The sequence below is a fragment of the Micromonospora sp. LA-10 genome (genome assembly GCF_051853095.1).
GTDB classification, from domain to species: domain Bacteria; phylum Actinomycetota; class Actinomycetes; order Mycobacteriales; family Micromonosporaceae; genus Micromonospora; species Micromonospora echinospora_A.
Map to the genome: position 1 here is coordinate 2,985,750 of NZ_CP195710.1, position 25,778 is coordinate 3,011,527.

The following is a 25,778-nucleotide window of genomic DNA, read 5'->3' on the forward strand; positions in this document are numbered from 1 at the left end:
GCGTGCCCGCCATGCGGGAGACCCTCGGCGCGGCGCTGCGCCGGCAGCGGATCGGGGTGGCGGTCGCGGTCGTCGTCGGGTGGTTGGCCGCCGTGGTCGACATGCGCGCGGAAGAGGCCGGTGGGCCCCTGGTGCTGGTCAGCCTGGTGCCGCTCGCCGTCCTCCTGGTGGCGGCCGTGCGGGAACTCCGCCGCCGGCCCAGCAGGGCCAACCTGCGGATGGACGAGCACGAGCGGGCGTTCTTCGCCCCGCCACGGGCGACGGTCGGCTTCCTGACGGTCCTGACGGGCTTCGTGCTCTACCGCGCGATCGTCAGCGGGGACGGGGCGGTGGAGGGCAGCTGGGACTGGGGACTCGCCGCGTTCTTCCTCCCGTTTGCGATCGTCTTCACCGCCCTCGGCTGGTTCCGCGTGCCGGTGGTCGAGCTGACCCCGGAGGGGATCACCCATGGCCGCCATGAACGGCGGTGGTTCGTCCCCTGGGCTGCCCTCGACCCGCAAGGGCAGGTCGGCTGGCGGCCGGGCAACCGGACGATCTCACTGCCGGTCGCCCGACCGGATCTGATCCGCGCCGGTCGCGGCGTGGGCCGGGATGGCACGACCATGGCGGTCCGCGAGGTGGACGTCGCTCCCGCGCTGGTCGCCGGCGCGATCCGGCACTACCTGACCCATTCCGAACACCGGGCCGCGATCGGCACCGGGGCGGAGTACGCCCGGCTGGTTCGCGCGCTGGCCGGCGAGGGCTGAGCGGCGGCGCTAGAGTCGGCCGATGCGCTCCGCTCAGCAGATCCTCGCCGACTCCGCCGTGATCGCCGTCGTGGGCGCCTCCCGCGATCCGGGCAAGGCCGCGCACCGCGTACCGCTGGAGATGCAGCGGCACGGCTGGCGGATCATCCCGGTCAACCCGACGGTGGACGAACTGTTCGGCGAGAAGGCGTACCCGACGCTGGCCGACATCCCGCACCCGGTCGACCTGGTCGACGTGTTCCGCCCGGCGCGAGACGCGGTCGACGTGGTCCGGCAGGCGGTGGCGATCGGCGCCCCGGCGGTGTGGTTGCAGCTCGGGATCTTCTCGGACGAGGCGCGCCGGATCGCCGAGGAGGCGGGCCTCGACTACGTCGAGGACAGGTGCCTCATCGTCGAGCGGGCCGCCGCCGGGCTGACCCGGCGCGCCTGACCGTCCCGGCCTACTGCTTGTACTGCTTGAGCAGGCCGCGCGAGATGATCGTCTTCTGGATCTCCGAGGTGCCCTCGCCGATGAGCAGGAACGGCGCCTCACGCATCAGGCGCTCGATCTCGTACTCCTTGGAGTAGCCGTAGCCGCCGTGGATGCGGAACGCCTCCTGGACCACCTCGGCGCAGTACTCGGAGGCCAGCAGCTTCGCCATGCCCGCCTCGACGTCGTTGCGCTGGCCGGCATCCTTCAGCCGGGCGGCGTTGACCATGAGCGCGTGCGCGGCCTCGATCTTCGTACCCATCTCGGCGAGCTTGAACGCGACGGCCTGGTGCTTGGCGAGCGGCTGGCCGAAGGTGTGGCGCTGCTGGGCGTACGCGACAGCCAGCTCGAACGCCCGGATCGAGATGCCGCAGGCGCGGGCCGCGACGTTGACCCGGCCGACCTCGATGCCGTCCATCATCTGGTAGAAGCCGCGGCCGACCTTCTCCTCGCCGCCGAGCACGGCGGAGGCGGGCACCGTGACGCCGTCGAGCACCATCTCGGTGGTCTCGACGCCCTTGTAGCCCATCTTGTCGATCTTGCCGGGGATGGTGAGGCCGGGCGCGGTCTCGCCGAAGCCGGGCTCCTTCTCCAGCAGGAAGGTGCTCATGTTGCCGTAGACCGAGTCGGCGCCGGTGTCGGTCTTGACCAGGGTGGCCACCACCGACGAGTACGCGCCGTTCGTCAGCCACATCTTCTGGCCGTTGAGCACGTAGTTGTCGCCGTCGCGGACAGCCTTCGACTTGATCGCCGAGACGTCCGAGCCGCACTCGGGCTCGGACATCGAGAACGCGCCGCGCACCTCGCCGGTGGCCATCCGGGGCAGCAGCCGGGCCTTCTGCTCGGCGGAGCCGTGCTGCGAGATCAGGTACGCCACGATGAAGTGGGTGTTGACGATGCCGGAGATCGACATCCAGCCCCGGGACAGCTCCTCGACCACGAGCGCGTAGGTCAGCAGGGACTCGCCCAGGCCGCCGTGCTCCTCGTCGATGGTGAGACCGAACAGCCCCATCTCGCGCATGCCGTCGAGGATGTCGCTCGGGTACTCGTCGGCGTGCTCCAGCCGCTGGGCGTGCGGGATGATCTCCTTGTCGGCGAACTCCCGGACAGTTTCCAGGATCGACCGCTGCACGTCGGTCAGTCCGGGCGTCTGGGCGAGTCGGGCCATTTCAGCCTCCGGGGTCGTCGGCGCATTACTCAGGGGTAACTGAACGCTCGGTCAGTATCGGCCCCGGGACCGGCGCAGCCAAGGTGACCAGTCCCTACAACCGCTGTGAAAAGGTTCACCGCTACGGGTAGCGTCCGCAAGAGAGAGGGCCCGTTCACCTGGGGAAAAGGGGCGCGCGTGACCGACGAGCAGCCACCCTCACCGTACGAGCCGCCGCCGCACGGCCAGCCGTACGGGCAGCCGCAGTACGGCCAGCAGCACCCGCAGTGGGGCCAGCAGCCCCCGTACGCCCCGCAGCCGCCCTACGGCCAGTACGGCCCGCCCGGGCAGGGGCCACGCCCACCCGGCACGAACGTGCTCGCCATCCTGTCGCTGGTCTTCGCGTTCGTCTTCGCTCCCGCCGGCATCGTCTGCGGCCACCTGGCGAAGCGGCAGATCCGGCAGACCGGCGAGGACGGCGACCAGCTCGCCACCTGGGGCCTGATCCTCAGCTACATCTTCACCGCGATCGGCCTGGTGGCCTGCTGCGGCTGGATCGGGCTGGCGATCTGGGCCAACTCCGACAACGGCACCTACTGACGCTCAGCGGAACTGCGCCTCCCGGACGCTGTTGCCGCCGTCGACCACGAGCATCTGCCCGGTGATGTACGAGGCGGCCGGCGAGCAGAGGAACGCGATCGCGGCGGCCACCTCGTCCGGTGTGCCGGGACGCCCGACCGGCGTGCCCAGCCCTTGCTTGATCTCGGCCATCGTGGACGCCGCGGTGTGGATGATGCCCGGCGCCACCGCGTTCACAGTGACCCCGTCGGCGATCATCTCCATCGCCAGCGCCCGGGTCAGCCCGACCACACCGGCCTTGGCCGCCGCGTAACCGGCCTCGGTGGGCAGCGCGTTGACCGGCCCGGCGGTGGCGGCCAGGTTGACGATCCGCCCCCAGCCCCGCTCGGCCATGCCGCCGATGAACGCCCGGCTGCACAGGAACGCCGTGGTCAGGTTGCGGTCGATCTCGCCGCGCCACTCGTCGTACGTCAGCTGGGCGACCGGGCGCAGCACCTCCGGGCTGGCCCGGCTGGCCAGGCCCGCGTTGTTCACCAGCACCTCGACGTCGCCGAGCTGCTCGGCCACCGCGTCGGCGAGCGCGCCCACCTCAGACTCGTCGGTGAGGTCGGCGACGAAGCCGGTGACGCCCAGCTCGCCCGCGCGCTCGTGGATGCGCCGGGTGGTGGAGACGATCGCGACCCGGGCGCCCAGGTCGGACAGCCGGCGCGCGGTCGCGTACCCGATGCCGTCGGCGCTGCCCGCGCCGGTGACGAGCGCGACGCGGCCGTCGAGCCGCATGGTGGCCGGTTCCGGCAGCGGCGCCGGCCGTTCGGAGTCGGCGGCGCCGATCGGCTCGCCGCCGCGCGGGCGCCGCACCGACCCCGGCCGGCTCATGTCCCGTCGCGACCGACCCCCACGCGCGTCAAGTGCCATGCCGAGGATCCTGCCCGGTACGGACCCGCCGGGCAACGCGCGCCCGGAAAGAGGTCCTCCGTGTCGCGCACCCGGTGGCTACCCTGAGCCGACCACGTACCTGGAGATGATCAGATGAGCTATCCCCCACCGCCCGGTGGTTGGCAGGACCCCTCGGCGGCCGGGCCGCACTCGGCGCCGCCGGCCGACCCGATCATGCCCGCGATCCCGAATCAGCCGGGCCCGGCCGGCCCGTACGCGCCGGTCGCCGATCCCTATGCGCCGGTCGCCGACCCGTACGCGGGAGCGAAGTCCCCCTACGCCCCGCCCGGCGGCGACCCGTACGCCGCGCCGATGCCCGGCTACCCGGCACCGGGCGCCTACCCGGCGCAGGGGCCTTATCCCGGCTACGCGATGCCGCCGGCCCGCACCAACACGATGGCCATCGTGGCGCTGGTCCTGTCGCTCGTCGGCTTCGCCTCGTGCATCACCGCGCCGATCGGCGCGATCATGGGGCACGTCGCCCGCAAGCAGATCCGGGAGACCGGTGAGCAGGGCGAGGGCATGGCCAAGGCGGCCATCATCGTGGGCTGGATCCTGACCGCGCTGCTGGTCGCCGTCATCATCTTCTACATCGTGATGATCGTGATCGCGATCGGCGCTTCCACAGCCACCAGCACCAACTACTGACGCGGACGGGCCGCCCCCGGCGCGGGGGCGGCCCGGCACGGTCAGGACGCGGGCGGCGTGAACGAGGACGTACGGGACATGCCGGCGGCGCGTCCCTTGGCGGCGATCACGAGCGCCATCTTGCGGGACGCCTCGTCGATCATCTCGTCGCCGAGCATCACCGCGCCGAGCTTCCCGCCCGCCTCCGAGGTGTAGTAGTCGTAGGCGTCGAGGATCAGCTCGGCGTGGTCGTAGTCGGCCTGGGCCGGCGAGTAGACCTCGTTGGCCGCGTCGATCTGGCCGGGGTGCAGCACCCACTTGCCGTCGAAGCCCAGCGCCGCCGAGCGCTTCGCCACCTCGCGGAACGCGTCCACGTCGCGGATCTGCAGGAACGGACCGTCGATGGCCTGCTTGTCGTGCATCCGGGCGGCCATCAGGATGCGCATCAAAATGTAGTGGTAGGGGTCGCCCGGGTAGTCCGGGATCAGCGCGCCGACCACCAGCGACTTCATGTTGATCGAGGCCATGAAGTCGGCCGGGCCGAAGATGATCGTCTCGACCCGGGGCGAGGCGCCCGCGATGGCGTCCACGTTCACCAGCCCGGCCGCGTTCTCGATCTGGGCCTCGATGCCGATCCGGCCCACCTCCAGGCCGAGCGTCTTCTCGATCTGGGTGAGCAGCAGGTCCAGCCAGTGCACCTGCTCGGCATTCTGCACCTTCGGCAGCATGATGCAGTCCAGGTTCGCCCCGGCGCCCTCGACCACCTCGATGACGTCCCGGTAGGTCCACGGCGTGGTCAGGTCGTTCACCCGGACCACGCGGGTCTTGCCGGTCCAGTCGCCCTCGTTCAGCGCGGCCACGATGTTCTTGCGCGCGTCCGGCTTGGCCAGCGGCGCGACCGCGTCCTCCAGGTCCAGGAAGACCTGGTCGGCCGGGAGGCCCTGGGCCTTGCCGAGCATTTTGACGCTGGAGCCGGGAACCGCCAGGCAGGATCGGCGGGGGCGACCGACAGCGGTCATGGATGCGCTCCTTCCAGCGTCCGGCGCGGGCGCGCCGACGCAGCGGTGGATTTCGAGAACTTAACGATCCCAAAGGGCGTGGTGACGCCACGGTAACCTCGTGCCGTGACCGGGGTGAATGGACCTGTGGAAGATCTCACTGAGCGTCGGATCGTGGTGCTGACCGGGGCGAGCTCCGGCATCGGCCTGGCCGCCGCGGAGGAGTTGGCGCGCCGCGGTGACCAGGTGGTCCTCGTCGGCCGGGACCCGGCCCGGCTGCGTGCCGCGGGCGAGCGGGTCCGCGAGTGCTGCGGCGAGCAGCCGGAGCTGTTCCGCGCCGACTTCGCGGTGCTCGACGACGTACGCGGGCTCGCCGAACGGCTGCGCGAGCGGTACGACCGGATCGACGTGCTCGCCAACAACGCGGGCGCGATCGTGCTGGAACCGATCACCACGGTCGACGGTTTCGAGCTGAGCATGCAGGCGAACCACCTCGCCCCGTTCCTGCTCAGCAACCTGCTGCGGGACCGGATCGGGCGGATGGTGGTCACCGCCTCGGACGCGCACCGCAGCGGCGTGCTCGACCCGGACGACCTCAACTCCGCGCTGCGCTCGTACCGGCCGTTCCGGGCGTACGGCACCAGCAAGCAGGCGAACATCCTGTTCACCGCGGAGGCGGCCCGGCGCTGGCCGGAGGTGCCGGCGCACGCGTTCCACCCGGGCGTGGTGCGTACCCGCTTCGGCAACGAGAGCCGGATCGTGGCGCTCGGCATGCGGCTGCTGCCGTTCCGCAGCCCGGAGAAGGGCGCGGAGACGCTGGTCTGGCTCGCCTGCCAGGATCCGTCCCGGCTGACCGACGGCGGCTACTACGCCGACCGCAAGCCGCACCGGCCCCGGCCCAAGGCGGCCGACCCGGCGCTCGCCGCCCGGCTCTGGACGGCCAGCGCGAAGGCGGTCGGCATCGACGCCTGAGGGACACCGCGACCGCCGGTCGGTTGCGACACTCGACGCCATGACGACGGGGAACGAGGTCCTGCTGGTCGCGCTGGTCGACCTGAGCGCCGACGCGGACGCCGGACGGCGGTACGAGGACGCGGTGCTGGCGCTGCTCGGCCGGCACGGCGGCGAGTTGGAGCGGCGGCTGCGTACCGGCGACGGGGAGACCGAGGTGCACGTGATCCGGTTCGCGAGCCGGGCCGGGCTGGACGCGTTCCTGGTCGACCCGGACCGTGTGGCGCTGCGCGCCGAGCTGGGCGACGCCGCACCCGCCACCCGGGTCCTGGAGGTCCACGACGTCTGAGGTCACGTCACGTGCACCGGGACGCTCGTCACCACCACGCCGGGCAGCGCCCGCAACGCGGTCCGCAGCCGCTGCTCGGCGCGGCTGTGCAGCAGCCGGTACCGCCGCCGGCGCAGCACCACCTCCGGCACGATCACGGTGAGCGTCAGGTCCGGGCTCGCGGTGTGCAGCGCCTCCAGGTAGTGCGCCAGCGGCCCGATCACCGACCGGTACGGCGACACGATCGTCTCCAGCCGCAGGTGGTCGCCCCAGGTCCGCCACTGGTCGCGGAACCGGTCCGCCTCGTCCTGCGCCGGGGCGATGTGCACGGCGAGCGTCGGCCGCCCGAGCGACGTCGCGTACGCCAGCGCGCGCAGCGACGCCCGGTTCAGCCGGGCCACCGGCACCACCACCAGGTGACGTACCTGCTGGGGCAGTTCGTCGCACTCGGCGGGCGGCGCGGACGGCGGCGAGTGCAGCGCCAGCGCGCGGTGCAGCCGCGCGTAGTGGCCGTGGATCCGGCGGAACAGCAGCACCAGCAGCGGCACCGCCAGCACCACCACCCAGGCGCCCTCGGCGAACTTGGCGACCGCCGCGGTCAGCAGCACCAGGCCGGACAGCGTCGCGCCGACCGCGTTGACCGCGAGCCGGCGGCGCCAGCCCGGCCCTCGGCGGCGTCGCCAGTGCACCACCATTCCGGTCTGGGACAGCGTGAACGCGAGGAAGACGCCCACCGCGTAGAGCGGGATCAGCCGCTCGGTGTGCCCGCCGAACGCGACGAACACCAGCACGGCCGTCAGCGCCAGCGCCACCAGCCCGTTGCTGAACGCCAGCCGGTCGCCCATGTGCAGGAACCGGCGCGGCGCGTGCCCGTCCCGGGCCATGAAGAACAGCAGCCGGGGAAAGTCGTTGAACGCCGTGTTCGCGGCCAGCAGCAGGATCAGCGCGGTGGTGGCCTGGAGGATCGCGTACCCGGGCCCGCTGGGGAACGTCACCCGGCCGAGCTGGGACAGCAGCGTCTCGTCCGCCCGGGGCGCCAGGCCGTCGAGGTGGATCAGCCCGACCAGCCCGGCGAAGAGCGTGACCAGCATGGCGACCATCCAGCCCAGCGTGGTGCGGGCGTTGCGCCACTCCGTCGGGCGGAACGCGGGCACCGCGTTGGAGACCGCCTCGATGCCGGTCATCGACACCGCCCCGGAGGAGAACGCCCGCAGCACCAGCAGCAGGCCCAGACCCTCGGCGGCCGGCACCGAGGGCGGCGGCAGCGGCGCGAAACCCCGCGAGGCGGCCTTCGCGTACCCGACCGCCAGCACCGCGAGCAGCACCACCACGAACGCGTACGTGGGCAGCACGAAGATGTTCCCGGCGGTGCGTACGCCGCGCAGGTTCCCGGCCAGCAGCACGGCGATCACCAGCACGCCGAGCGGCACCGCCCACCGGTCGAGCCCGGGTAGCGCCGAGGTGACCGCGTGCACCCCGGCCGCGACCGACACCGACACGGTCAGCACGTAGTCGAGCATCAGCCCGGCCGCGGCGGCGAGTCCCGGCGTACGCCCGAGGTTGTCTCCCGCGACGATGTACGAGCCGGCGCCGTGCGGGTAGGCCGGGATGGTCTGCCGGTAGGACAGGCCGACCGCGACCATCAGCACCACCAGCACGGCGGCGAGCGGCAGGGCCAGCCCGAGCGCGGCGCTCCCGGCCAGCACCAGCACCGCGAGCATCGCCTCCGGCCCGTACGCCACCGAACTGAGCAGGTCCGAGGAGAGCACCGGCAGCGCGACCAGCTTGCGCATCCGCTCGTACAGCACTGACGCGCTGGACAACGGCGGACCGAACAGGGTCCGGCGGACCCGGGCGACCGACCGGCCGGCCCGGTTGCCGGGCAGGTCCGCCGCGCCGGTGGCGACCAGTTCGCCGGGCTGCGCCACTGTGAACATGTCGATCGGCGCCAGCCTGCCGAAGCGGGTCGGCGCCGGCTGGTGGTCGTGCCGCCCGAGCGTCGGGTCGACCGGCAGGTCGTCGGCGCGGCGCGGGCCGCGCCACCGCTCGCCGATCCGGCCGAGCGCCACCCGTTCCTCGTCGCTCAGCGGCGGGAACTCGGCCGAGGGCGTGACGACGGTGCCCGCCTGCGCCGCGTCGTCCCGCTCCGCCCCCACCCTGAGCACTTTCGTGCAAACCGGACCGCCCGGTGGCCGGAACGGCGCGACTTCGCCCCGACCGGCTCAGTCGGGCTCGGCGCCGGGCCGCCGCGCCTGCGCCGCGTCACCGAGCGGGGTCGGGTCGGCGGGCGCGGCGACCGGTGTGACGCGGCGACCGGCCCGCGCCCCGCCGAGCACCACCACCGCCACACCGGCCAGCAGCAACGCCAGGCCGGGCAGGGCCAGCGGCCGGGGCAGCTGGCCCAGCCACACCCAGCCGATCAGGGCCGCGCCGGGCGCCTCCAGCAGGATCAGCACGCTCACGGTGGTCGCGGAGACCCGGTGCAGGGCGTAGTTGAACATCGAGTGGCCGAGCAGTTGTGCGCCGGCCACCAGGCCGAGGATCGCCAGCCAGGTCGGGCCGTCGAAGCCGTGCAGGCGTACCCCGCCGACCAGGCACACCACGAGCAGGACCAGCGCGCACACGCCGTAGCAGACGGTGGTGTAGGTGGTGGTGCTGATGCTGGCGCGGGCCCGCTCGCCGAACGCGGTGTAGACGGCCGCGAACAGGCCGCCGACCACCGCGAGCAGGTCACCGGCGAACGCGCGGCCGGAGACGCCGAAGTCCGCGCCGGTGGCGAGCACCGCGCCGAGCACGGCGACCCCGATGCCGGCCCACACCGCCGACGGCAGCCGCCGTCCCTGCCAGCGGGCGATCAGGCCCTGCCACACCGGCTGCGTCGCGCCGAGCGCGGTCGCGGCCGCAACCGAGGTGAGCTGCGCGCTCGGCATCCAGGTGGCGAAGTGGGCGGCCAGCGCGACCCCGGAGAGTACGCAGTAGAGGCCCTCGCGCCGGCCCGGTCCGACCGTCAGGGCGCGCAGCTCGGCCCGTCGACGGGTCAGCGCCACCGGGCCCAGGACCGCCGCTGACAACGCGGTACGCCAGAACGCGACAGCGAGCGCCGAGGCGGCGGCGAACGCCACGAGCGGCGCCGAGGACGACACCGAGGCGACAGCCAGGGCGAGCGCGCCCATCGTCAACACGTCGAGCGGCGGGCGATGCGGAACGGTCGGCACGAACGGTAATCCTCACACGGACACCCGACCGATACGGAACGTCAGCGCTCGGTTACGATCATGCGTCCCGGCGATCTCCCCCTCGACGTCCGGAGGCGTTCCCCCATGCCCAGATTCCAGGCGGTGCTGTTCGACTTCTTCGGCACCCTGACCCACGGCGTCCGGCGCGGCGCCGCCCACCGCGCCACCGCCGAACTGCTCGGCTGCTCCACCGAGGCGCTGGTGGAGGTGCTGAACGGCAGCTTCTACGAACGGGCCAGCGGCTCCTTCGGGAGCGCCGAGTCCACCATGCGCTGGGTGTGCGCCCGGCTCGGCGTCCACCCGTCCGACGCGGCGGTGCGCGCCGCCGTCGCCATCCGGCACCGGGCCGTACGGGCCGACACCCGGCTACGCGCGGAGGCGGTTTCGGTGCTGGCCGCGCTGCGCCACCGGGGCCTCCGCACCGGGCTGGTCAGCGACTGCACGCACGAACTGCCGGCGTTCCTGCCACAGCTCGCGGTCGCGCCGCTGCTCGACGCCCAGATCTTCTCGGTACGCCTCGGACGCTGCAAACCGGACCCGGAGCTTTACCTCGCCGCCTGTTACCGCCTCGGCCAGGCCCCGGCCGACTGCCTCTACGTCGGCGACGGCGACAGCCAGGAACTGACCGGCGCGGAACGGGCCGGGCTGAGCGCGGTCCGGCTGGCCGCGCCGGACCTCGCCGGTCACGTGGTCCTCAACGCGGACCACGGCTTCGACGGGCCGTCGCTGACCTCGCTGACGGACGTGCTCGACCTGCTCGACCCGGTCCCCGTCGCCTGACCCCGCGCGTCGGACGCGGCCCGGCCTGCCGAACGCGGCCGAGTCGCATCGGGCGTCGGTCGGTTCGCCCGTCAGCGGCGGCGGACGCGGTGCAGGCGGAACGGCTTGCGGACGGCCCGCACCACGGGGGCCGGCCGGGGCTGCTCACTCAGCGAGCCGTCCGGCAGGTCGGCGCCGGTCACGACGGCGTCGGCGGGCGCGAGCCGGTTGAGCGCGCACCCCTCGGCGGCCCACCGCGCCACCAGGTCGGTGGCGGAGCCGGAGGCGTTGAGCCGCTTCGCCGCGACCAGCGGCGCGGCGGTGTCCCACTCCTCGGTGCCGGGCCGCAGCCGGGTCACCCGCGCCGACCAGGTGACGATCCGTCCGCCGTGGTCGCCGCGCAGTGTGACCTCGGCGGTCTCGCTGTCGGCCAGCCCGGGCGCGGCCTGCTCACCGGGGCCGCTGACCACCAGCAGCGTGCCGTCCAGAGGCAGGCACCACAGCGCGTACGCCGGGCCGCCACCACTGCTCACCCAGCAGACCGCGGCCTTCTTCACCGCCTCGTCCACCAGCGGAGAAGTCACCCGCTCGTCCACCTCGTCACTCACTCCGCCATCCTCCCCCATCCCCGCCGATCCTTCCCGCCCTCACCCGCACCCGCCCCGCCCTGCCCTGCCTGGACGGGGGCCCGGGCGGGGCCCAGGGAGAGAGCGCGGGGGGTCAGCCGATGAACGGGGGGACGGTGATCTCGCCTCGGGCCACCGGCATCACCTGGCCGGAGACCGTCGCGCCCAGCGCCAGCCCGCCGGAGGCGGTCACCGTGCAGGTCAGCGTGGAAGGGCGGTGGATCTCGATGCCCTGCCGGACCGTGTACTCCGCGCGCCCCTCGCCGGGCAGCAGCCCGCTGGCGACCAGCCAGACGCCCAGCCCGAGAGCGGCCGAGCCGGTCGCCGGGTCCTCGGGCACGCCGAGCCCCGGCACGAAGACCCGGGCGTGCGCGGTTTGCGAATCGGCGTCCCAGGAGAAGAGGCTGACGTGCTCCACGCCGTACCGCTCCGCCGCCGCCGTGTTCAACCGTGCCCGGGCCACCGCGTCCGGGCGTACCGGAAGGTAGGGGAACTCCAGACCGCACCCGGCGACGCGCGGCGGCGGGCCGACGTGGTCGGGGCCGGTGAGGCCGACCATCTCCAGCAGCGGTTCCGGGTCGAGTTCCGGGCCGAGCGTGGGCGTGCCGCCGGTGAGCGTCGCGCCGGTGGCGGTCACCTCGATCGGCAGGACGCCGGCACCGCATTCCTGGGTCACCCGGCCCGCCTCGAAGACGCCGCGCCGGCTCGCGGTCACCGCGGCGCCGACGCTCGGGTGCCCGGCGAAGGGCAGTTCGTCGGCCGGGGTGAAGATCCGCGCCCGGTAGGTGGCGCCCACCTGTGTCGGCGGGAGCACGAAGACCGTCTCGGACAGGTTGAACTCCAGCGCGAGCGCCTGCATCTGCTCGGTGGCCAGCCCTTCCGCGCCGAACACCACGGCCAGCGGGTTGCCGGCGAAGGGGCGGTCGGTGAAGACGTCCACGATCTCGTAGCCCAAGGTCGACATGCTGTTAGAGAGTAGGCCCTTAGGCTGGTGCCCGTGAGCACGCCGAACCGGGTCTACCTCGCTCGACTCGCCGGAGTCGCCGTTTTCGACCCGAACGGCGACCAGGTCGGCCGCGTCCGGGACGCGGTGGCGCGGATGCGCGCGACCCAGCGCCCGCCGGAGGTGGTCGGCCTGGTCGCCGAGATGCCGATGCGGCGGCGCATCTTCCTCTCCATCAACCGGATCACCTCCATCGATCCGGACGGCGTCGTGCTCGGCAGCGGCACCCTCAACCTGCGCCGCTTCGAGAAGCGCCCGAACGAGCTGCTGGTGCTCCAGGAACTGCTCGACCGCCGGGTCCAGGTCGAAGGCGGGCAGGCCGGATCCGTGGTGGACGTGGCCATGGAGTGCAGCCGCGGCGGCGAGTGGACGCTGGGCCGCGTCGCCGTCCGCGAGCACACCGGCCGGCTCACCCGGCGCGGCCACCTCCACCAGGTCGAGTGGGACCGGGTGCACGGGCTGGGCGCGGTCGGCGACAACCGGGGTACGGCGAACCTGCTCGCCGTCCTGGAGGACCTGCGTCCGGCCGACCTCGCCAACGCCCTCCAGGACCTGCCCGACGCCCGGCGCAACGAGGTGGCCGCCGCGCTCGACGACGAGCGCCTGGCCGACGTGCTCAGTGAGCTGCCCGAGCACGACCAGGTGGAGATCCTGGCCGCGCTGGACCGTCAGCGCGCCGCCGACGTGCTGGAGGAGATGGAGCCGGACGACGCCGCCGACCTGCTCAACGAGTTGCCCCCGCCGGAGCAGGACGTGCTGCTCGACCTGATGGAGCCGGACGAGGCCGACCCGGTACGCCAGTTGCTGCGCTACGCCTCCGGCACCGCCGGCAGCGTGATGACCTCGGAGCCGGTGATCCTGCCGCCGGACGCCACGGTGGCCGAGGCGCTGGCCCGGATCCGGGAGGCGCAGCTGTCCCCCACGGTGGCCGCCCAGGTCTTCGTGGCCCGCGCCCCGCTGACCACACCGACCGGCCGCTACCTGGGTATGGTGCACTTCCAGCGGTTGCTCCGCGAGCCTCCGGCGGATCTGCTCGGCGGCATCGTGGTCAACGACATCGACCCGCTGCGGGCGTCGACGCCGCTGCCCGAGATCACCCGCCGGATGGCCACCTACGACATGGTCGGCATGCCGGTGGTGGACCGGAACAACCGGCTCGTCGGCGCGGTGACGGTGGACGACGTGCTGGACCATTCCCTGCCGCGGGACTGGCGGGACCGGGACGCGGCATTCCCCTCGTCCGCCACCGACGACGGCACCATGGACGGCGACGATGAGTGATCAGCGACGAGGCGACCGGCTGGACCAGCCGCGCGCCCCGCGGAACCTGCAACTGCCCCGCGTCGACGCGGAGACGTTCGGCCGCTGGGCCGAGGGCATCGCCCGGGGCATGGGTACGGCGAACTTCCTCGTCTACATGACGCTGATCCTGGTGGCGTGGTTCCTGTGGAACACGCTGGCCCCGGCGAATCTGCGCTTCGACCCGTACACCTTCACGTTCCTGACCTTGATCCTCTCACTCCAGGCGTCGTACGCGGCGCCGTTGATCCTGCTCGCGCAGAACCGGCAGGCGGACCGGGACCGGATCGCGATGGAGGAGGACCGGCGGCGGGCGACCATGCAGAAGGCCGACACGGAGTACCTGGCCCGGGAGATCGCCGCGTTGCGGATCGCGATGGGTGAGGTGGCCACCCGGGACTTCCTCCGTTCCGAGCTGAGCCGGCTCGGTGAGGAGCTGGACGAGGCGGCCGAGCGGCGGCGCAAGCTGGAACGGCGGCAGCAGGAGCGGGGGGCCCGGCGGGCGGCCGGCGGCGAGCGGCTGGACGAGCCCCGGGACGAGCTGGACGGCGACTACGCCCGGGGCGGCCGCTACGAGGGTTGAGCGGTCATCGAATCGCTCACACCGCCGCCGCCAGCGGCGGTGGCCGATGACCCGCGACGTAGCATTGCGGGCATGTCAGCACCCGTCAGCACCGTCTCCGACGCGATCCAGGCCGCCCTGGCCACCGTCAACGACCCGGAGATCCGCCGGCCGATCACCGAACTCGGCATGGTCCAGTCCGCCGAGCGGGACGACGACGGCGTGGTCCGGGTGGAGCTGCTGCTCACCGTGGCCGGCTGCCCGCTGAAGGACAAGCTGCGCAGCGACATCACCGCCGCGGTGGGCGCGGTGCCCGGCGTGAGCGGCGTCGAGATCGTCTTCGGGGTGATGAGCCCGGAGCAGCGCCAGGAGCTGCAGTCGAAGCTGCGTGGCGGTGGCGCCACGGCCGAGCCGGTGATCCCGTTCGCCCAGCCCGGCTCGCGGACCCGCGTCTACGCGGTCGCCAGCGGCAAGGGCGGCGTCGGCAAGTCGAGCGTCACCGTGAACCTGGCCGCCGCGCTCGCGTCCCGGGGCCTGTCGGTGGGTGTGGTGGACGCGGACATCTACGGCCACTCGGTGCCCCGGATGCTCGGCGCCGACGGCGCGCCGACCCGCGTCGAGGACATGATCATGCCGCCGCAGTCGCACGGCGTGAAGGTCATCTCGATCGGCATGTTCACCCCCGGCAACGCCGCTGTGGTCTGGCGCGGGCCGATGCTGCACCGGGCGCTCCAGCAGTTCCTCGCCGACGTCTACTGGGGTGACCTGGACGTCCTCCTGCTCGACCTGCCGCCGGGCACCGGCGACATCGCGATCTCGGTGGCCCAGCTGCTGCCGAACGCGGAGATCCTGGTGGTCACCACGCCGCAGGCCGCAGCCGCCGAGGTGGCCGAGCGGGCCGGCGCGATCTCGCTGCAGACCCACCAGCGGGTGGTCGGCGTCATCGAGAACATGTCGTGGCTGGAGATGCCGGACGGCTCGCGGATGGAGGTCTTCGGGGCCGGTGGCGGCGCGGCGGTGGCCGAGTCGCTGACCCGGACCATCGGCGCGCAGGTGCCGGTGCTGGGGCAGATCCCGCTGGACACCCGGGTACGCGAGGGCGGCGACGCCGGTCAGCCGATCGTGCTGGCGCAGCCGGACGCGCCGGCCGCGAAGGCCCTGTTCCAGGTCGCCGACCGTCTGGCCGTGCGCCGCGAGTCCCTGCTCGGCAAGCCCCTGGGCCTCAAGCCGGCCGGCCGCTGACCCTCACCCACCGCTCCCCGCCGCCCCTTCCCGCCGCACGCGGGAGGGGGCGGTTCGCTTTCCGGCGCGGCGTCAGGTGGCGTCGTCGTAGGACGGGCGGGGGGCCGGCGGCGTCGGGGTGGGCGTGCCGGTGGCCACGCTGGGGGTGCGCAGGTCGGCGGCCTTCGCGACGTCCTTCAGCTCGTCGTGCACGCCGGTGACGTCCGAGCGCAGGTTGTCGTACATGCTCTGCAGCGGCTTGCGGATCGCCTGCTCGTCGTCCTCGCTGAGCAGGTGCTTGCGGATGAACGCCTTGGGGTGCAGATCTTCCAGCTGGATGTCCGTGCCCAGCTCGCGGCTCAGGTCGCCGGTGGCGTTGCGCGCCATGTTGCGCAGGTTGCGGACCATCCGGAGACCGTCGTTGATGACGTTGGGCAGCCGATCCCCGAAGATCAACAGCGCCAGAAGCAGCAGGACGCCGATCTCCCACCAGTTCAGGTTCTCGAACACCGCGGCCTCCTCGTCCGTGTCAGGGCAAGACTACGCACGCCAGGTGGCCATCCGGGAGGGGGTGACCGCTGCTTACTTCGCGTCAGCGGCGAGCGTCACGGAGGCGTTCTGCCGCGACGACCCGCGCCGGTACTCGACTGTCACCACCGACCCGGGCGCGTATTTGCGCACCAGGGCCACCAGATCGGTCGGGTCGGTCATCGGATGGCCGTCCAGCCGCAGCACCACGTCCCCGGTACGCAGCCCGGCGGCCGCCGCCGGACCGGCCGGCTCGACCGCGTTGAGACGTACCCCGCCGCCGGTGGCGCCGGTGCCGCCGACCTGGGCGCCGATCACCGTACGCCGGGCCTTGCCGGTGCCGATGATGTCCTCGGTGATCCGCTTCGCCTGGTTGATCGGGATGGCGAAGGCGAGGCCGATGTTGCCGGCCTCCTGCCCGTCCGCCACCAGTGACTTGATCGTCGAGTTCACCCCGACCACCCGGCCGGCGCCGTCGACGAGCGGGCCGCCGGAGTTGCCGTGGTTGACGGCGGCGTCGGTCTGGATCGCGGCGTAGTAGCGGATCGGCCCGCCCGGCTCGCCGGCCTGCATCGTCCGGTCCAGCGCGCTCACGATGCCGGCGGTGACGGTGTTTGCCAGCGACAGCGGCGAGCCGATCGCGAGCACCGGGTCGCCGACGGCGAGCGCGTCGGAGTCGCCGAACTGCACCGGGGTCAGCCCGTTGCGGGAGACTTTGATCACTGCGATGTCCGACTCCGGGTCCTGCCCGACCACGGTGCCCGCGGCGGTGCTGCCGTCGTTGAACACGACTGTCGCCTTGCCGGGGCCGTCGGCGACCACGTGGTCGTTGGTGACGATGTGCCCCTCGGCGCTGACCACGAAGCCGGAACCCTCGCTGGTGCCGCCGAGACTGGCCACCCGGATGGTGACCACGCTGGGCAGGACCCGCTCGGCGACGCCCGCGAGCGACTCCGGCTTGCGCTGGGCCAGCGCCGGGGCCTGCCCGGACTGCGCGCCGAGCGTCGGCACGTCCCCGCCGCGCAGGAGGGCGTACGTCAGGGCACTGCCCAGGGAACCGGCCAGCAACGCTGTGACCAGGGAAATCAGCACCACCTGGCGCAGTCCTGGCCGGGTCGGCAGGTCCGGATCGGTGACCGGCTCCGGCTCACCCGCGCCGGGTGCCGGCGCGGCCGGAACCACCACCGCGGCGGGCGCGTACGGGTCCCGCCAGGGGTCGGCGAGCGCGTCCGACCACCACGGCGACGTCGCCTGACCCGGGGCGTCCTGCGCGGGTCGTCCCGGCGCCGGTCCACCCGGTGCCGGTGATCCGCCGGGCCGGCGCCAGTCCCAGCCGTCGGTCACGTCGGTGCCTCCCAGTCCGTCCCCCTGGCCCCGTGCCGGAGACCGGCGGAGCCGGACGACCGTGACGCACGGGACGCATCCAGGATTACACGGATGACGCGAATGGAGTCAGGGGTTGCCCTCCGTGACCGCTCCACCGCGGACTCGCGGCTGCGCCGGTACCGGCCCGCCTCTACGCTCACAGTGCATACCGCCCCTCGCACCAGTCCGCCCCCGGAGGTGTCCCATCGCCACGGTCGCCGGTCACGGCAGTTCGACGGCCCAGGCGCTTCACTTCGCCGAGTCGTACGTCACCGAGGACCTCGTGCTGCGCACGGCCCGTGCCCTCGCCCACGAGGTGGGGGTGGAGGCGGTCACGCCCGGGTCGGGCGCCGCCCTGCGGCTGCTCGCCGCCGCCGGCAGCGCCCGGGCGGTGGTGGAGATCGGCACCGGCACCGGGGTGAGCGGCGTCTGGCTGCTGCGCGGCATGCGCCCCGACGGGGTGCTCACCACGATCGACGTCGAGGTGGAGTACCAGCGCATCGCCCGTCGGCTGTTCCAGGAGGCGGGTTTCCCGTCGGGACGTACCCGGATCATCACCGGCCGGGCCCTCGACGTGCTGCCCCGGCTCGCGGACGGTGCCTACGACCTGCTCTTCGTGGACGCGGCGGCCACCGGCTTCGCGGCGTACGTGGACGCGGCGCTGCGGCTGCTGCGCCCCGGCGGGGTGCTCGCGCTCAACGGCGCGCTCGCGGCCGGCCGGATCGGCGATCCGGCCGCGCGGGACGTCGAGACGGTCACCGTGCGGGAGACCATCAAGACGATCCGCGAGTCGGAGAACTGGGTGCCCGCGCTGCTGCCGGTCGGCCACGGCCTGCTCGCCGCTGTGAAGAGCTGAATCATGCCCCGTGTGCCCCGGCACGCCTGATTCAGCCCAGCGTCGCCAGCCAGCGCAGCAATCCCCGTACGCCCCAGCCGGTGGCGCCCTTCACCAGCTCGCCGTGCGTGTCGTCGGACCACGACGGCGCGGACATGTCCAGGTGCGCCCAGCGGTCCCGCAGGTCACCGGTGAACTCCCGCAGGTACAGCGCGGCCACCACCGAGCCGGCCCCCTGCGCCGGGGAGCTGTGCAGGTCGGCGACGTCGCTGGCCAGGTATTCGACGTAGTCGTCGGCGAGCGGCATCCGCCAGGCCCGCTCCCCGGCCGCGGTGATCGCGTCGAGCAGGTCGCCGGCCAGGGCGTCGTTCTCGCTGTAGAGCGCCGCGTGCCGCTTGCCGAGGGCCACCGCGTTCGCGCCGGTCAGCGTGGCCAGGTCGACAAGCAGGTCGGGCTTCAGCTCGCGGACCGCGTACGCCATCGCGTCGGCGAGCACCAGGCGGCCCTCCCCGTCGGAGTTGGTGCTCTCGCTGGTCAGCCCGCCGTAGTGCCGGATCACGTCGCCGGGGCGGAACGCCGACCCGCTGACCATGTTCTCGGCGAGCGGGGTCAGCGTGGTGACCCGTACCGGCAGCCCCAGCTCGGCGGCGCCGAGCGTCGCGGCGATCACGGCGGCGGCGCCGGCCATGTCCTTGCGCATGAGTTTCATGGCGGGCACCGGCTTGATCGAGATGCCGCCGGTGTCGAACGTGATGCCCTTGCCGACGAGCACCACGTGGGTGCGCGCGCCCTCCGGCCGCCAGTCCAGCTCGACCAGGCGCGGGCCGCTGGCGGAGCCGCCGCCGACGGCCAGGATGCCGCCGAAGCCCTCGGCCGCCAGCTCCTGCGGGCCGCGTACCCGCAGGTGCAGGCCGGTATGTCCGGACGCGGCGCCGGCGACCTGCTCGGCGAACCACTCCGGGTTCTTCGTGGACGAGGGCGTGTTCGTCAGGTCCCGGGCCAGGCGGGTCATCTCGGCGGTGGTCCGGGCGGCGTCGAGCGTGCCGGCGAGCGCCTCCGGGTCGTCGACGAGCACCAGCGCCTCGGCCAGGGCCGGGCGTCGGCCGGAGTCGGTGAGGCGGTAGCGGTACGAGCCGAGCAGCAGGCCCTCGGCCAGGCCGCGCAGCGCCGCCGTCGCCTCGGCGGGAAGCGCGATAGTGATCTGCGTCTCATCCTTCGCCGCGCGGGCCAGCGCGGCCCCCGCGGTGCGCCAGTCGTGCTCCTCGCCGTTCCCGACGCCGAGCAGCCACAGCCGCCCCGGAGCGCTACCGGGACGCAGGTGCTCGCGCACCTCACCGGCGGCGCCGGTGAGCCGGGTGGCGGGCAGCACGGCGGCGGCCTCGGCGCGGACGTCCTCGCCCGGCGGCGCCGCGGTCGGAACCAGCTCGGCCGGAGAGCCGGGCTTTCCGGGACGGACGGGCAGGGCGAGAGCGTCGGACCCCACGGGCCCGCTCACCAGACGAATGACCAGCACGCTGGACCGTACCTCCGAAATGGTTTCACGGGGGACGTTTCATCGCTCGCCCACCGAGGAAGGCCCTGAGCCACCGGCGTCGCCGGTGGCTCAGGGTATGACGAACCGCCCGCGCGGCGGACGCCACGCGGACACTCCTCGAATCAGCCCGCTGCCGCCTTCAGCGCGTCACCAAGCGCGGTGGCCTCGTCGGGAGTCATCTCGACGACGAGCCGGCCACCACCCTCCAGCGGGACACGCATGACGATGCCCCGGCCCTCCTTGGTGACTTCCAGCGGACCGTCGCCCGTCCGCGGCTTCATCGCCGCCATGTTGTCTCCCCTCAGACCTACACCAGGGTCGGTGAGTTGCCCCACAGCCACTTCGCCATCGCCAACCGCAACCTTCGCGGAGGCTCGACCAACGATTTTCCCTGATGAACACCGCCGGACCCAAACCGAAGCAGCATTGATGTAACAGCATCTAGCTTATCTTGGATAGGCCTGTCACAATGTGCGGTCATGCAGGCACGGTCGGCACTCTTCGACCTGTACGGCGACCACCTCCGGGCCCGGGGTGGCCGCGCACCCGTCGCCGCCCTGGTCAAGCTGCTCGCCCCGCTCGGGATCGCCCCACCGGCGGTGCGCACCGCGGTCAGCCGGATGGTCCGTCAGGGCTGGCTGGACCCGCTCCGGCTCGCCTCCGGACCCGGGTATTCGATCACCCCGAAGGCGGCCCGTCGACTCGACGAGGCGGCGTCGCGGATCTACCGGACCGGCCGGCACAGCTGGGACGGACGGTTCGACCTCCTGGTGCTCACCCCACCCGCGTCCCGCCGCGACCGGCAGCGGCTCGCCGCCAACCTCACCTTCCTCGGCTACGGCACGCTCGACGACTGCACCTGGGTCGCCACCCGGGCCGGCGAGGACGTCGACCTGCTGCTCGACGAGGCGGGCGTGCGCTACGAGCGGTTCACCGCCGCCCACACCGCCGGCACGCCCGGCGCGATGGGAGTGGTCCGCCGCGCCTGGGACCTGGCCGAGATCGGCCGGGCGTACGAGCGCTTCGTCGCCGAGCAGAAGCCGCTCCTGTCCGGCGTCACGGTGCGCAGCAGCGACGAGGACGCGTACGCGGCCCGGTTCCGGCTCGTGCACGCGTGGCGTACCTTCCTGTTCCGGGACCCGCAGCTGCCCCCGGCGCTGCTCCCTGAGCGGTGGCCGGGCACCAGCGCGGCCAGCTTCTTCGACCGGCACGCCGCCCGGCTCCGGCCGGCCGCGGACCGGTACGTCGAGCAGTGCCTCGACGCGAGCAACCGCCTCGCCCGACAGAAGGGTCGTTAGAAACGTGACCGAGCCGCTCCTCGTCGACCGCACCGACGCCGTCGTCACCGTGACGCTGAACCGCCCGACGGCGATGAACTCGCTCGACGTGGCGCTCAAGGAGGCGCTCCGGGACACCCTGGCCGAGCTGGAGACCGACCGCTCCTGCCGGGCCGTGGTGCTGACCGGCGCGGGCGGCTCGTTCAGCGCCGGACAGGACCTGCGCGAGCACGTGCGGACGCTGGACTCGGCCGACACCGACCCGCTGGGCACGGTCCGGGCGCACTACAACCCGATCGCCGCCCGGCTGGCCAATCTGCCCAAGCCGGTGGTCGCCGCGGTACGCGGCATGGCCGCCGGAGCGGGCGCCTCACTGGCCCTGCTCGCCGACTTCCGCATCGGCGGCCCGAAGACCCGCTTCCTGATGGCCTTCGCCGGGGTGGGGCTGGCCGCCGACACCGGCGCCTCCTGGACGCTGCCCCGGCTGGTCGGCCACGCCAAGGCCGTCGAGCTGCTGATGCTCGCCGAGCCGGTGGGCGCCGAGGATGCCTGCCGGCTGGGCCTGCTGAACCGGCTGGTGGACGACGACGAGCAGGTGCTCCCGGCCGCGCAGGAGCTGGCCGCGCGGCTCGCCGCCGGCCCGACCGTCGCGTACGGGGCGATCAAGCGCCAGCTCTCCATCGCCGACGCCGGCACGCTCGCCGACGCGCTGGCCGCCGAGGCGCAGGCGCAGGCGATCTGCGGCGCCACCGCCGACCACCACGCCGCCACCAAGGCGTTCGTCAACAAGCAGAAGCCGGTCTTCGAGGGCCGCTGAATCCGCGCCGGATCGGGCGCCGGGAATGCCCCGCGCGCCCGCTCAGGGGCCACGTAGCCGCCGTCGACGGGGGATCGTGTGCCCGGTGACCCAGGCCGCGTCGTCGGAGGCGAGGAGGAGCCGTGGCGGAGCGTCAGTCGTCCTCTTCCGGATCCTGGTTGGCCTCGACCCCGAGCACGAACGCCTGCATGGCCAGCTCGTCGCCGTAGGGCGAGACGAACGCCGGCAGCTCACGCGGACCCAGCTCCTGCACGTAGGACCAGAAGATCCGGACCGCCTCGGCCCGCGACGCCGCCTCGATCGGCAGGTCCAGGCTGACCAGCCAGGTCCTGCGGACGGGCGGCGGGCCGATCCGGTCGGCCAGCGCGCGCCAGCGGGCCGGGTCGAGCGCGACCACCGGCCCGTCCGGCGCCGGGCCGTCGACCGGAACCGGCTCGTCCAGCGCCCGCCGGGTGTACGTGACCACGAGCGACCCGGCCGCCGGGTCGGACTGCGGGTCGTCCGGGTCCTCCCGGGTCTCGGACGCCGCCAGCGCGACCCGGCCCAGCGCGACCAGCCGCAGCGGCTCGCCGACGAGCACCGCGACCCGGTCGCCGGGCCGCGGGCGGGCCGCCCCGGCCGGCCCGGTCAGCTCCAGCACGTCGTGGTGCACCAGCCGCTCGGCCTCGAAGCGCTCGGCCGGCAGCAGCACCGCCCAGGCGCCGGTAGTGGTCTCACCGTCGGTCGTCCCGCTCGTACGCGGCTCGGTGTCGGTCATGTCCCAATCCCATCACGCCGGAGGTCGCGGACTCCGTCACACCCCGGCCCGGTCACCGCTCACGTGGCAGTCGGCCAGGTGGTCGTCGACCATGCCGGTGGCCTGCATCAGCGCGTAGGCGGTGGTGGGGCCGACGAACCGGAAGCCGCGCTTCTTGAGCGCCTTGGCCATCGCGACGGACTCCGGGCTGGTGGCCGGCACCTCGGCGAAGGACCGGGGGCGCGCCGCGCGGGGCGGGGGCGCGAAGGACCAGAGCAGCGCGGAGAGGCCCTCGGGCAGCTCCGACGCGGCGCGGGCGTTGGCGATCGCCGCCTCGATCTTGGCCCGGTTGCGGACGATCCCGGCGTCGGCCATCAGCCGGGCCACGTCGGCCTCGCCGTAGCGGGCCACCCGCTCGATCCGGAACTCGGCGAAGGCGTCCCGGAACGCCTGCCGCTTGCGCAGGATGGTCAGCCAGGACAGGCCGGACTGGAACGCCTCCAGCGTCAGCCGCTCGTAGAGCGCGTCGTCGCCACGCAGCGGCCGGCCCCACTCCTCGTCGTGGTAGACGGCGTAGTCGGGGGTGCTCGCTCCCCACGCGCAGCGCGGCAGCCCGTCGGGGCCGGTCACCAGGTCAGTCACGGCGTCCACGGTAGGTCAGCCCACCGACAAACCCGGGTCAGGGCAGGCGGCCCTGCTCGACCAGCCGGGCGAACTTCTTCAACGCCTGGGTCAGGCTGAACTTCGAGCCGGGCCAGAGCACCGGCCAGGCCACCCGCCCCGCCGGGCCGCCCGGCAGGTGGAACCACTCGTGCCAGACCACCTGGGTGCGGTCGCGGTCCATCGGGGTGCAGCGCAGCACGCCGGGGCCGCGCAGCAGCTTGCCGCAGTGCACCACCCCGACCTCGTACGGGGCGTCGACGCGGACCACACGCATCTCGTCGCGGAGCACGGCCGGGCCGAGCGCGGTGACCGCCTCGACCAGGCTGCCCTCGCCGCCGTCGCCCTCGACCACCCGGACCCGGGTCAGCGGGATCCAGTCCGACTGGCGCTCCCAGTCGGTCAGCGCGGCGAAGACCCGGTCGGCCGGCGCGTCGACGATCACCGTGGCGGTGACCTCGCCCGCGCCGCGCCGGGACGCCTCGGTGAAGTCGTCCGCCGGCCGGCCGCCGCCGGTCACGCCGACTCCGACCGGACCACCGGCCCGCGCTCCCGGTCGGAGTCGCCGCCGGCGGCGATCCCGTTGGCCGGGTCGACGGTGTCCTCGGTCGCCGCGGCGGCGGGGGCCTCCGCCACGCCCGCCTCGGCCGCGCCCGGGCGCTCCGGCGCGGACAGGTCGATCACCACCGGCTCCGCGTCGGACGTGTCGACGGCCGGGTCCGTCTCGGGCCGGGTCGCGGCGGCCTCCTCACGTGCCCGGCGCAGCGCGTCGGCGTCCTCGGTGCGCCCGTCGCGCAGGGCGGCGTTCTCCGCCTCCAGCACGCTGATCAGCTCGGACTTGTAGCCGATGTCGTATGCCGCCCGGCGCAGCGCGGAGTCGACCTGGGCCATCCGGTAGCCACGCAGCGCCGTGTCGAAGCGGACGCCGGTCACGTCCGACTCGTCGAGCGGACGGCTGCCCGGCAGGGGCACGGCCTGCCCGTCCGGCTCGGCCGGTGTCAGGCCCGGATCCTTGCCGGAGACCAGCACCGTCACCCCGAACACCACCGCCGCGACTGTCAGCGCGACGACCAAGAGGAGCAGAACCTCACCCATGCACAGATCGTGGCATGCGGGCCCGGATCGGGCGAGCCCTCCGAGACGTCCGGTCGTTAATTGCGTCCGGCGCACGGGACCGGAACCGGTGGCGCGGAGGGGACCGGATAGCGTCGGACCGGCCGGCGAGGGCGGGCCACGAGGAGGCGGGCATGACCGGGGCGTTGCGGCTGGGCGGACGGACGTTCGGCCCCGGTGAGCTGGTGGTGATGGCGATCGTCAACCGCACTCCGGACTCGTTCTTCGACCGGGGCGCCACCTTCGCGCAGGACAGCGCGCTGCGCGCGGTGGAGCGCGCGGTGGACGAGGGCGCGGAGATCATCGACATCGGCGGGGTGAAGGCCGGCCCGGGCGACGAGGTGAACGTGGCCGAGGAGATCCGGCGCACGGTGGACACCATCGCCGCGGTCCGCTCCGCGTTCCCCGACGTGGTCATCTCCATCGACACCTGGCGGGCCGAGGTGGCGGTGGAGGCGGTGGCGGCCGGCGCGGACCTGCTCAACGACACCTGGTCGGGGGCGGATCCGGCGCTGGCCCGGGTGGCCGCGGCGACCGGCGCCGGGCTGGTCTGCTCGCACGCCGGCGGGCTCGCCCCGCGTACCCGGCCGCACCGGGCCGCCTTCGACGACGTGGTGGCCGACGTGGTCGCAACGGTGACCGGGCTGGCCGAACGCGCGGCCGGGCTGGGTGTGCGCCGGGACGGCATCCTGATCGACCCGGCGCACGACTTCGGCAAGAACACCCGGCACTCGTTGGAGATCACCCGGCGGCTGGCGGAGCTGACCGCCACCGGCTGGCCGCTGCTGGTGGCCCTGTCGAACAAGGACTTCATCGGCGAGACGCTCGACCTGCCGGTGCCCGAGCGGCTGGAGGGGACGCTCGCCGCCACCGCGGTCTCGGCGTGGCTCGGCGCCCGGGTGTTCCGCGCCCACCAGGTACGCCAGACCCGCCGGGTGCTGGACATGGTGGCCTCGATCCGGGGCGACCGGCCGCCGGCGGTGACCCGGCGCGGGCTGGCCTGACGGGTCAGGTCCAGCGCAGGACGCCGCGCCGCCAGGCGTAGAGGATGCCGAGCGCGACGATCGACACGAAGACGCCCATCTCGACGACAGTGGTGGCCCCGAAGCCGGGCCGGTCGAACACCAGCGCCCACGGGAACAGGAAGACGGCCTCGACCGCGAAGAGCACGTACAGGTAGGCGTAGACGTAGTACCTGATCTGCATCTGGGCCCAGTCGCCGCCGACCGGGTCGATGCCGCACTCGTACGTGGCGCGCTTGCCCCACGGCTCGGCCGGACGGCTCGGACGTAACACCCGGTTCGCGGAGAACGCCGTCACGAAGAAGAGCACGGCGGCGAGCAGCAGCAGACCGAGCGTGGCGTACGAGCCGAGATATCCGGTCACGACCGGAGCGTACCGGCCCGGTCCAGATGTCCCGGACACG

General features: G+C 73.5%; 30 protein-coding genes. 14 read left to right on the forward strand and 16 right to left on the reverse strand.

Annotation, left to right across the window (positions count from 1 at the left end):
* Positions 1 to 11: 11 nt before the first annotated feature.
* Positions 12 to 746, forward strand: a complete 735-nt coding sequence (locus ACSDG8_RS13925; RefSeq protein ID WP_210897979.1) for a hypothetical protein — start codon at positions 12 to 14, stop codon at positions 744 to 746.
* Between the two features lie 22 nt (positions 747 to 768).
* Positions 769 to 1,176 (forward strand): CoA-binding protein, encoded by a 408-nt coding sequence (locus ACSDG8_RS13930; RefSeq protein ID WP_113972090.1) that lies wholly within the window; start codon positions 769 to 771, stop codon positions 1,174 to 1,176.
* 10 nt (positions 1,177 to 1,186) lie between these two features.
* Here the strand turns inward: ACSDG8_RS13930 and ACSDG8_RS13935 are convergent, their stop codons facing one another.
* The gene (locus ACSDG8_RS13935; RefSeq protein ID WP_210897981.1) at positions 1,187 to 2,383 is read right to left on the reverse strand and encodes an acyl-CoA dehydrogenase family protein; all 1,197 of its coding nucleotides are present in this window, start codon (positions 2,381 to 2,383) and stop codon (positions 1,187 to 1,189) included.
* Between the two features lie 177 nt (positions 2,384 to 2,560).
* Between ACSDG8_RS13935 and ACSDG8_RS13940 the strand changes: the two genes are divergently transcribed.
* Positions 2,561 to 2,962: a DUF4190 domain-containing protein gene (locus ACSDG8_RS13940; RefSeq protein ID WP_210897983.1), complete on the forward strand. Its 402-nt coding sequence runs from the start codon at positions 2,561 to 2,563 to the stop codon at positions 2,960 to 2,962.
* 3 nt (positions 2,963 to 2,965) lie between these two features.
* On the opposite strand, the gene ACSDG8_RS13945 is transcribed toward ACSDG8_RS13940, so the two are convergent.
* Positions 2,966 to 3,856, reverse strand: coding sequence for an SDR family NAD(P)-dependent oxidoreductase (locus tag ACSDG8_RS13945; RefSeq protein ID WP_210897985.1), 891 nt, complete (start codon positions 3,854 to 3,856; stop codon positions 2,966 to 2,968).
* A gap of 114 nt (positions 3,857 to 3,970) precedes the next feature.
* Between ACSDG8_RS13945 and ACSDG8_RS13950 the strand changes: the two genes are divergently transcribed.
* On the forward strand, positions 3,971 to 4,525 hold the full coding sequence (locus tag ACSDG8_RS13950; protein WP_439427943.1) for a DUF4190 domain-containing protein: 555 nt from the start codon (positions 3,971 to 3,973) through the stop codon (positions 4,523 to 4,525).
* A gap of 41 nt (positions 4,526 to 4,566) precedes the next feature.
* Here the strand turns inward: ACSDG8_RS13950 and ACSDG8_RS13955 are convergent, their stop codons facing one another.
* Complete coding sequence (locus ACSDG8_RS13955; protein WP_116503786.1) at positions 4,567 to 5,523, reverse strand: HpcH/HpaI aldolase/citrate lyase family protein; 957 nt, start codon at positions 5,521 to 5,523, stop codon at positions 4,567 to 4,569.
* Positions 5,524 to 5,649: 126 nt separating this feature from the next.
* Between ACSDG8_RS13955 and ACSDG8_RS13960 the strand changes: the two genes are divergently transcribed.
* Entirely contained in the window at positions 5,650 to 6,474 is an 825-nt protein-coding gene (locus tag ACSDG8_RS13960; protein ID WP_439427944.1) for an SDR family NAD(P)-dependent oxidoreductase, read from the forward strand.
* 40 nt (positions 6,475 to 6,514) lie between these two features.
* Entirely contained in the window at positions 6,515 to 6,802 is a 288-nt protein-coding gene (locus ACSDG8_RS13965; RefSeq protein ID WP_439427945.1) for a hypothetical protein, read from the forward strand.
* A 2-nt stretch (positions 6,803 to 6,804) separates the two neighbouring features.
* On the opposite strand, the gene ACSDG8_RS13970 is transcribed toward ACSDG8_RS13965, so the two are convergent.
* Positions 6,805 to 8,937 carry an APC family permease gene (locus ACSDG8_RS13970; RefSeq protein ID WP_307856169.1) on the reverse strand — a complete coding sequence of 711 codons (2,133 nt, stop codon included), beginning with the start codon at positions 8,935 to 8,937 and terminating at the stop codon, positions 6,805 to 6,807.
* Between the two features lie 66 nt (positions 8,938 to 9,003).
* Positions 9,004 to 9,996 (reverse strand): DMT family transporter, encoded by a 993-nt coding sequence (locus tag ACSDG8_RS13975; protein WP_210895643.1) that lies wholly within the window; start codon positions 9,994 to 9,996, stop codon positions 9,004 to 9,006.
* 105 nt (positions 9,997 to 10,101) lie between these two features.
* Between ACSDG8_RS13975 and ACSDG8_RS13980 the strand changes: the two genes are divergently transcribed.
* Positions 10,102 to 10,797 (forward strand): HAD family hydrolase, encoded by a 696-nt coding sequence (locus tag ACSDG8_RS13980; protein WP_210895644.1) that lies wholly within the window; start codon positions 10,102 to 10,104, stop codon positions 10,795 to 10,797.
* 71 nt (positions 10,798 to 10,868) lie between these two features.
* On the opposite strand, the gene ACSDG8_RS13985 is transcribed toward ACSDG8_RS13980, so the two are convergent.
* Positions 10,869 to 11,384, reverse strand: coding sequence for a hypothetical protein (locus ACSDG8_RS13985; protein WP_374223506.1), 516 nt, complete (start codon positions 11,382 to 11,384; stop codon positions 10,869 to 10,871).
* Between the two features lie 112 nt (positions 11,385 to 11,496).
* Positions 11,497 to 12,366 carry a PhzF family phenazine biosynthesis protein gene (locus tag ACSDG8_RS13990; protein WP_210895646.1) on the reverse strand — a complete coding sequence of 290 codons (870 nt, stop codon included), beginning with the start codon at positions 12,364 to 12,366 and terminating at the stop codon, positions 11,497 to 11,499.
* Positions 12,367 to 12,399: 33 nt separating this feature from the next.
* On the opposite strand from ACSDG8_RS13990, the gene ACSDG8_RS13995 reads away from it, so the two are divergent.
* The 3 genes from ACSDG8_RS13995 to ACSDG8_RS14005 all read left to right on the forward strand — a co-directional run bounded on the left by ACSDG8_RS13995 (position 12,400) and on the right by ACSDG8_RS14005 (position 15,508).
* Complete coding sequence (locus tag ACSDG8_RS13995; RefSeq protein WP_120573991.1) at positions 12,400 to 13,686, forward strand: magnesium transporter MgtE N-terminal domain-containing protein; 1,287 nt, start codon at positions 12,400 to 12,402, stop codon at positions 13,684 to 13,686.
* Entirely contained in the window at positions 13,679 to 14,287 is a 609-nt protein-coding gene (locus ACSDG8_RS14000) for a DUF1003 domain-containing protein (RefSeq protein WP_120571780.1), read from the forward strand. The genes ACSDG8_RS13995 and ACSDG8_RS14000 overlap by 8 nt, the downstream gene beginning before the upstream one ends.
* Before the next feature lie 72 nt (positions 14,288 to 14,359).
* A complete protein-coding gene (locus tag ACSDG8_RS14005) occupies positions 14,360 to 15,508 on the forward strand; it encodes an Mrp/NBP35 family ATP-binding protein (protein ID WP_210895647.1) in 1,149 nt (382 codons plus the stop codon).
* Between the two features lie 72 nt (positions 15,509 to 15,580).
* Here the strand turns inward: ACSDG8_RS14005 and ACSDG8_RS14010 are convergent, their stop codons facing one another.
* Both ACSDG8_RS14010 and ACSDG8_RS14015 read right to left on the reverse strand, forming a co-directional pair.
* Complete coding sequence (locus ACSDG8_RS14010) at positions 15,581 to 15,997, reverse strand: preprotein translocase subunit TatB (RefSeq protein WP_073825630.1); 417 nt, start codon at positions 15,995 to 15,997, stop codon at positions 15,581 to 15,583.
* Positions 15,998 to 16,069: 72 nt separating this feature from the next.
* The gene (locus ACSDG8_RS14015; protein WP_210895864.1) at positions 16,070 to 17,374 is read right to left on the reverse strand and encodes a S1C family serine protease; all 1,305 of its coding nucleotides are present in this window, start codon (positions 17,372 to 17,374) and stop codon (positions 16,070 to 16,072) included.
* A 289-nt stretch (positions 17,375 to 17,663) separates the two neighbouring features.
* Here ACSDG8_RS14015 and ACSDG8_RS14020 point away from each other — a divergent pair, with 289 nt between their 5' ends.
* Positions 17,664 to 18,236, forward strand: coding sequence for an O-methyltransferase (locus tag ACSDG8_RS14020; RefSeq protein ID WP_073825634.1), 573 nt, complete (start codon positions 17,664 to 17,666; stop codon positions 18,234 to 18,236).
* A 31-nt stretch (positions 18,237 to 18,267) separates the two neighbouring features.
* Here the strand turns inward: ACSDG8_RS14020 and ACSDG8_RS14025 are convergent, their stop codons facing one another.
* Complete coding sequence (locus ACSDG8_RS14025; RefSeq protein ID WP_439427946.1) at positions 18,268 to 19,728, reverse strand: leucyl aminopeptidase family protein; 1,461 nt, start codon at positions 19,726 to 19,728, stop codon at positions 18,268 to 18,270.
* 143 nt (positions 19,729 to 19,871) lie between these two features.
* Positions 19,872 to 20,039, reverse strand: coding sequence for a DUF3117 domain-containing protein (locus ACSDG8_RS14030; RefSeq protein WP_013283866.1), 168 nt, complete (start codon positions 20,037 to 20,039; stop codon positions 19,872 to 19,874).
* A gap of 189 nt (positions 20,040 to 20,228) precedes the next feature.
* Here ACSDG8_RS14030 and ACSDG8_RS14035 point away from each other — a divergent pair, with 189 nt between their 5' ends.
* Positions 20,229 to 21,047, forward strand: a complete 819-nt coding sequence (locus tag ACSDG8_RS14035) for a PaaX family transcriptional regulator (protein WP_210895649.1) — start codon at positions 20,229 to 20,231, stop codon at positions 21,045 to 21,047.
* Positions 21,048 to 21,051: 4 nt separating this feature from the next.
* Positions 21,052 to 21,843 carry an enoyl-CoA hydratase/isomerase family protein gene (locus ACSDG8_RS14040; RefSeq protein WP_210895650.1) on the forward strand — a complete coding sequence of 264 codons (792 nt, stop codon included), beginning with the start codon at positions 21,052 to 21,054 and terminating at the stop codon, positions 21,841 to 21,843.
* A gap of 133 nt (positions 21,844 to 21,976) precedes the next feature.
* On the opposite strand, the gene ACSDG8_RS14045 is transcribed toward ACSDG8_RS14040, so the two are convergent.
* From ACSDG8_RS14045 to ACSDG8_RS14060, 4 genes are read right to left on the reverse strand one after another with little or no spacing between them, the layout of a single operon-like run.
* Positions 21,977 to 22,600 carry a hypothetical protein gene (locus ACSDG8_RS14045; RefSeq protein WP_210895651.1) on the reverse strand — a complete coding sequence of 208 codons (624 nt, stop codon included), beginning with the start codon at positions 22,598 to 22,600 and terminating at the stop codon, positions 21,977 to 21,979.
* A 36-nt stretch (positions 22,601 to 22,636) separates the two neighbouring features.
* Positions 22,637 to 23,221 carry a DNA-3-methyladenine glycosylase I gene (locus tag ACSDG8_RS14050; protein ID WP_210895652.1) on the reverse strand — a complete coding sequence of 195 codons (585 nt, stop codon included), beginning with the start codon at positions 23,219 to 23,221 and terminating at the stop codon, positions 22,637 to 22,639.
* A 37-nt stretch (positions 23,222 to 23,258) separates the two neighbouring features.
* Entirely contained in the window at positions 23,259 to 23,759 is a 501-nt protein-coding gene (locus ACSDG8_RS14055; RefSeq protein ID WP_210895653.1) for an SRPBCC family protein, read from the reverse strand.
* Positions 23,756 to 24,334, reverse strand: coding sequence for a DivIVA domain-containing protein (locus ACSDG8_RS14060; RefSeq protein WP_210895654.1), 579 nt, complete (start codon positions 24,332 to 24,334; stop codon positions 23,756 to 23,758). The genes ACSDG8_RS14055 and ACSDG8_RS14060 overlap by 4 nt, the downstream gene beginning before the upstream one ends.
* 152 nt (positions 24,335 to 24,486) lie before the next feature.
* Between ACSDG8_RS14060 and folP the strand changes: the two genes are divergently transcribed.
* A complete protein-coding gene (gene folP / locus ACSDG8_RS14065) occupies positions 24,487 to 25,356 on the forward strand; it encodes a dihydropteroate synthase (RefSeq protein ID WP_210895655.1) in 870 nt (289 codons plus the stop codon).
* 4 nt (positions 25,357 to 25,360) lie between these two features.
* Here folP and ACSDG8_RS14070 read toward each other — a convergent pair whose 3' ends face one another.
* Positions 25,361 to 25,738: an NADH-quinone oxidoreductase subunit A gene (locus ACSDG8_RS14070; protein WP_073825659.1), complete on the reverse strand. Its 378-nt coding sequence runs from the start codon at positions 25,736 to 25,738 to the stop codon at positions 25,361 to 25,363.
* Positions 25,739 to 25,778 lie beyond the last annotated feature (40 nt).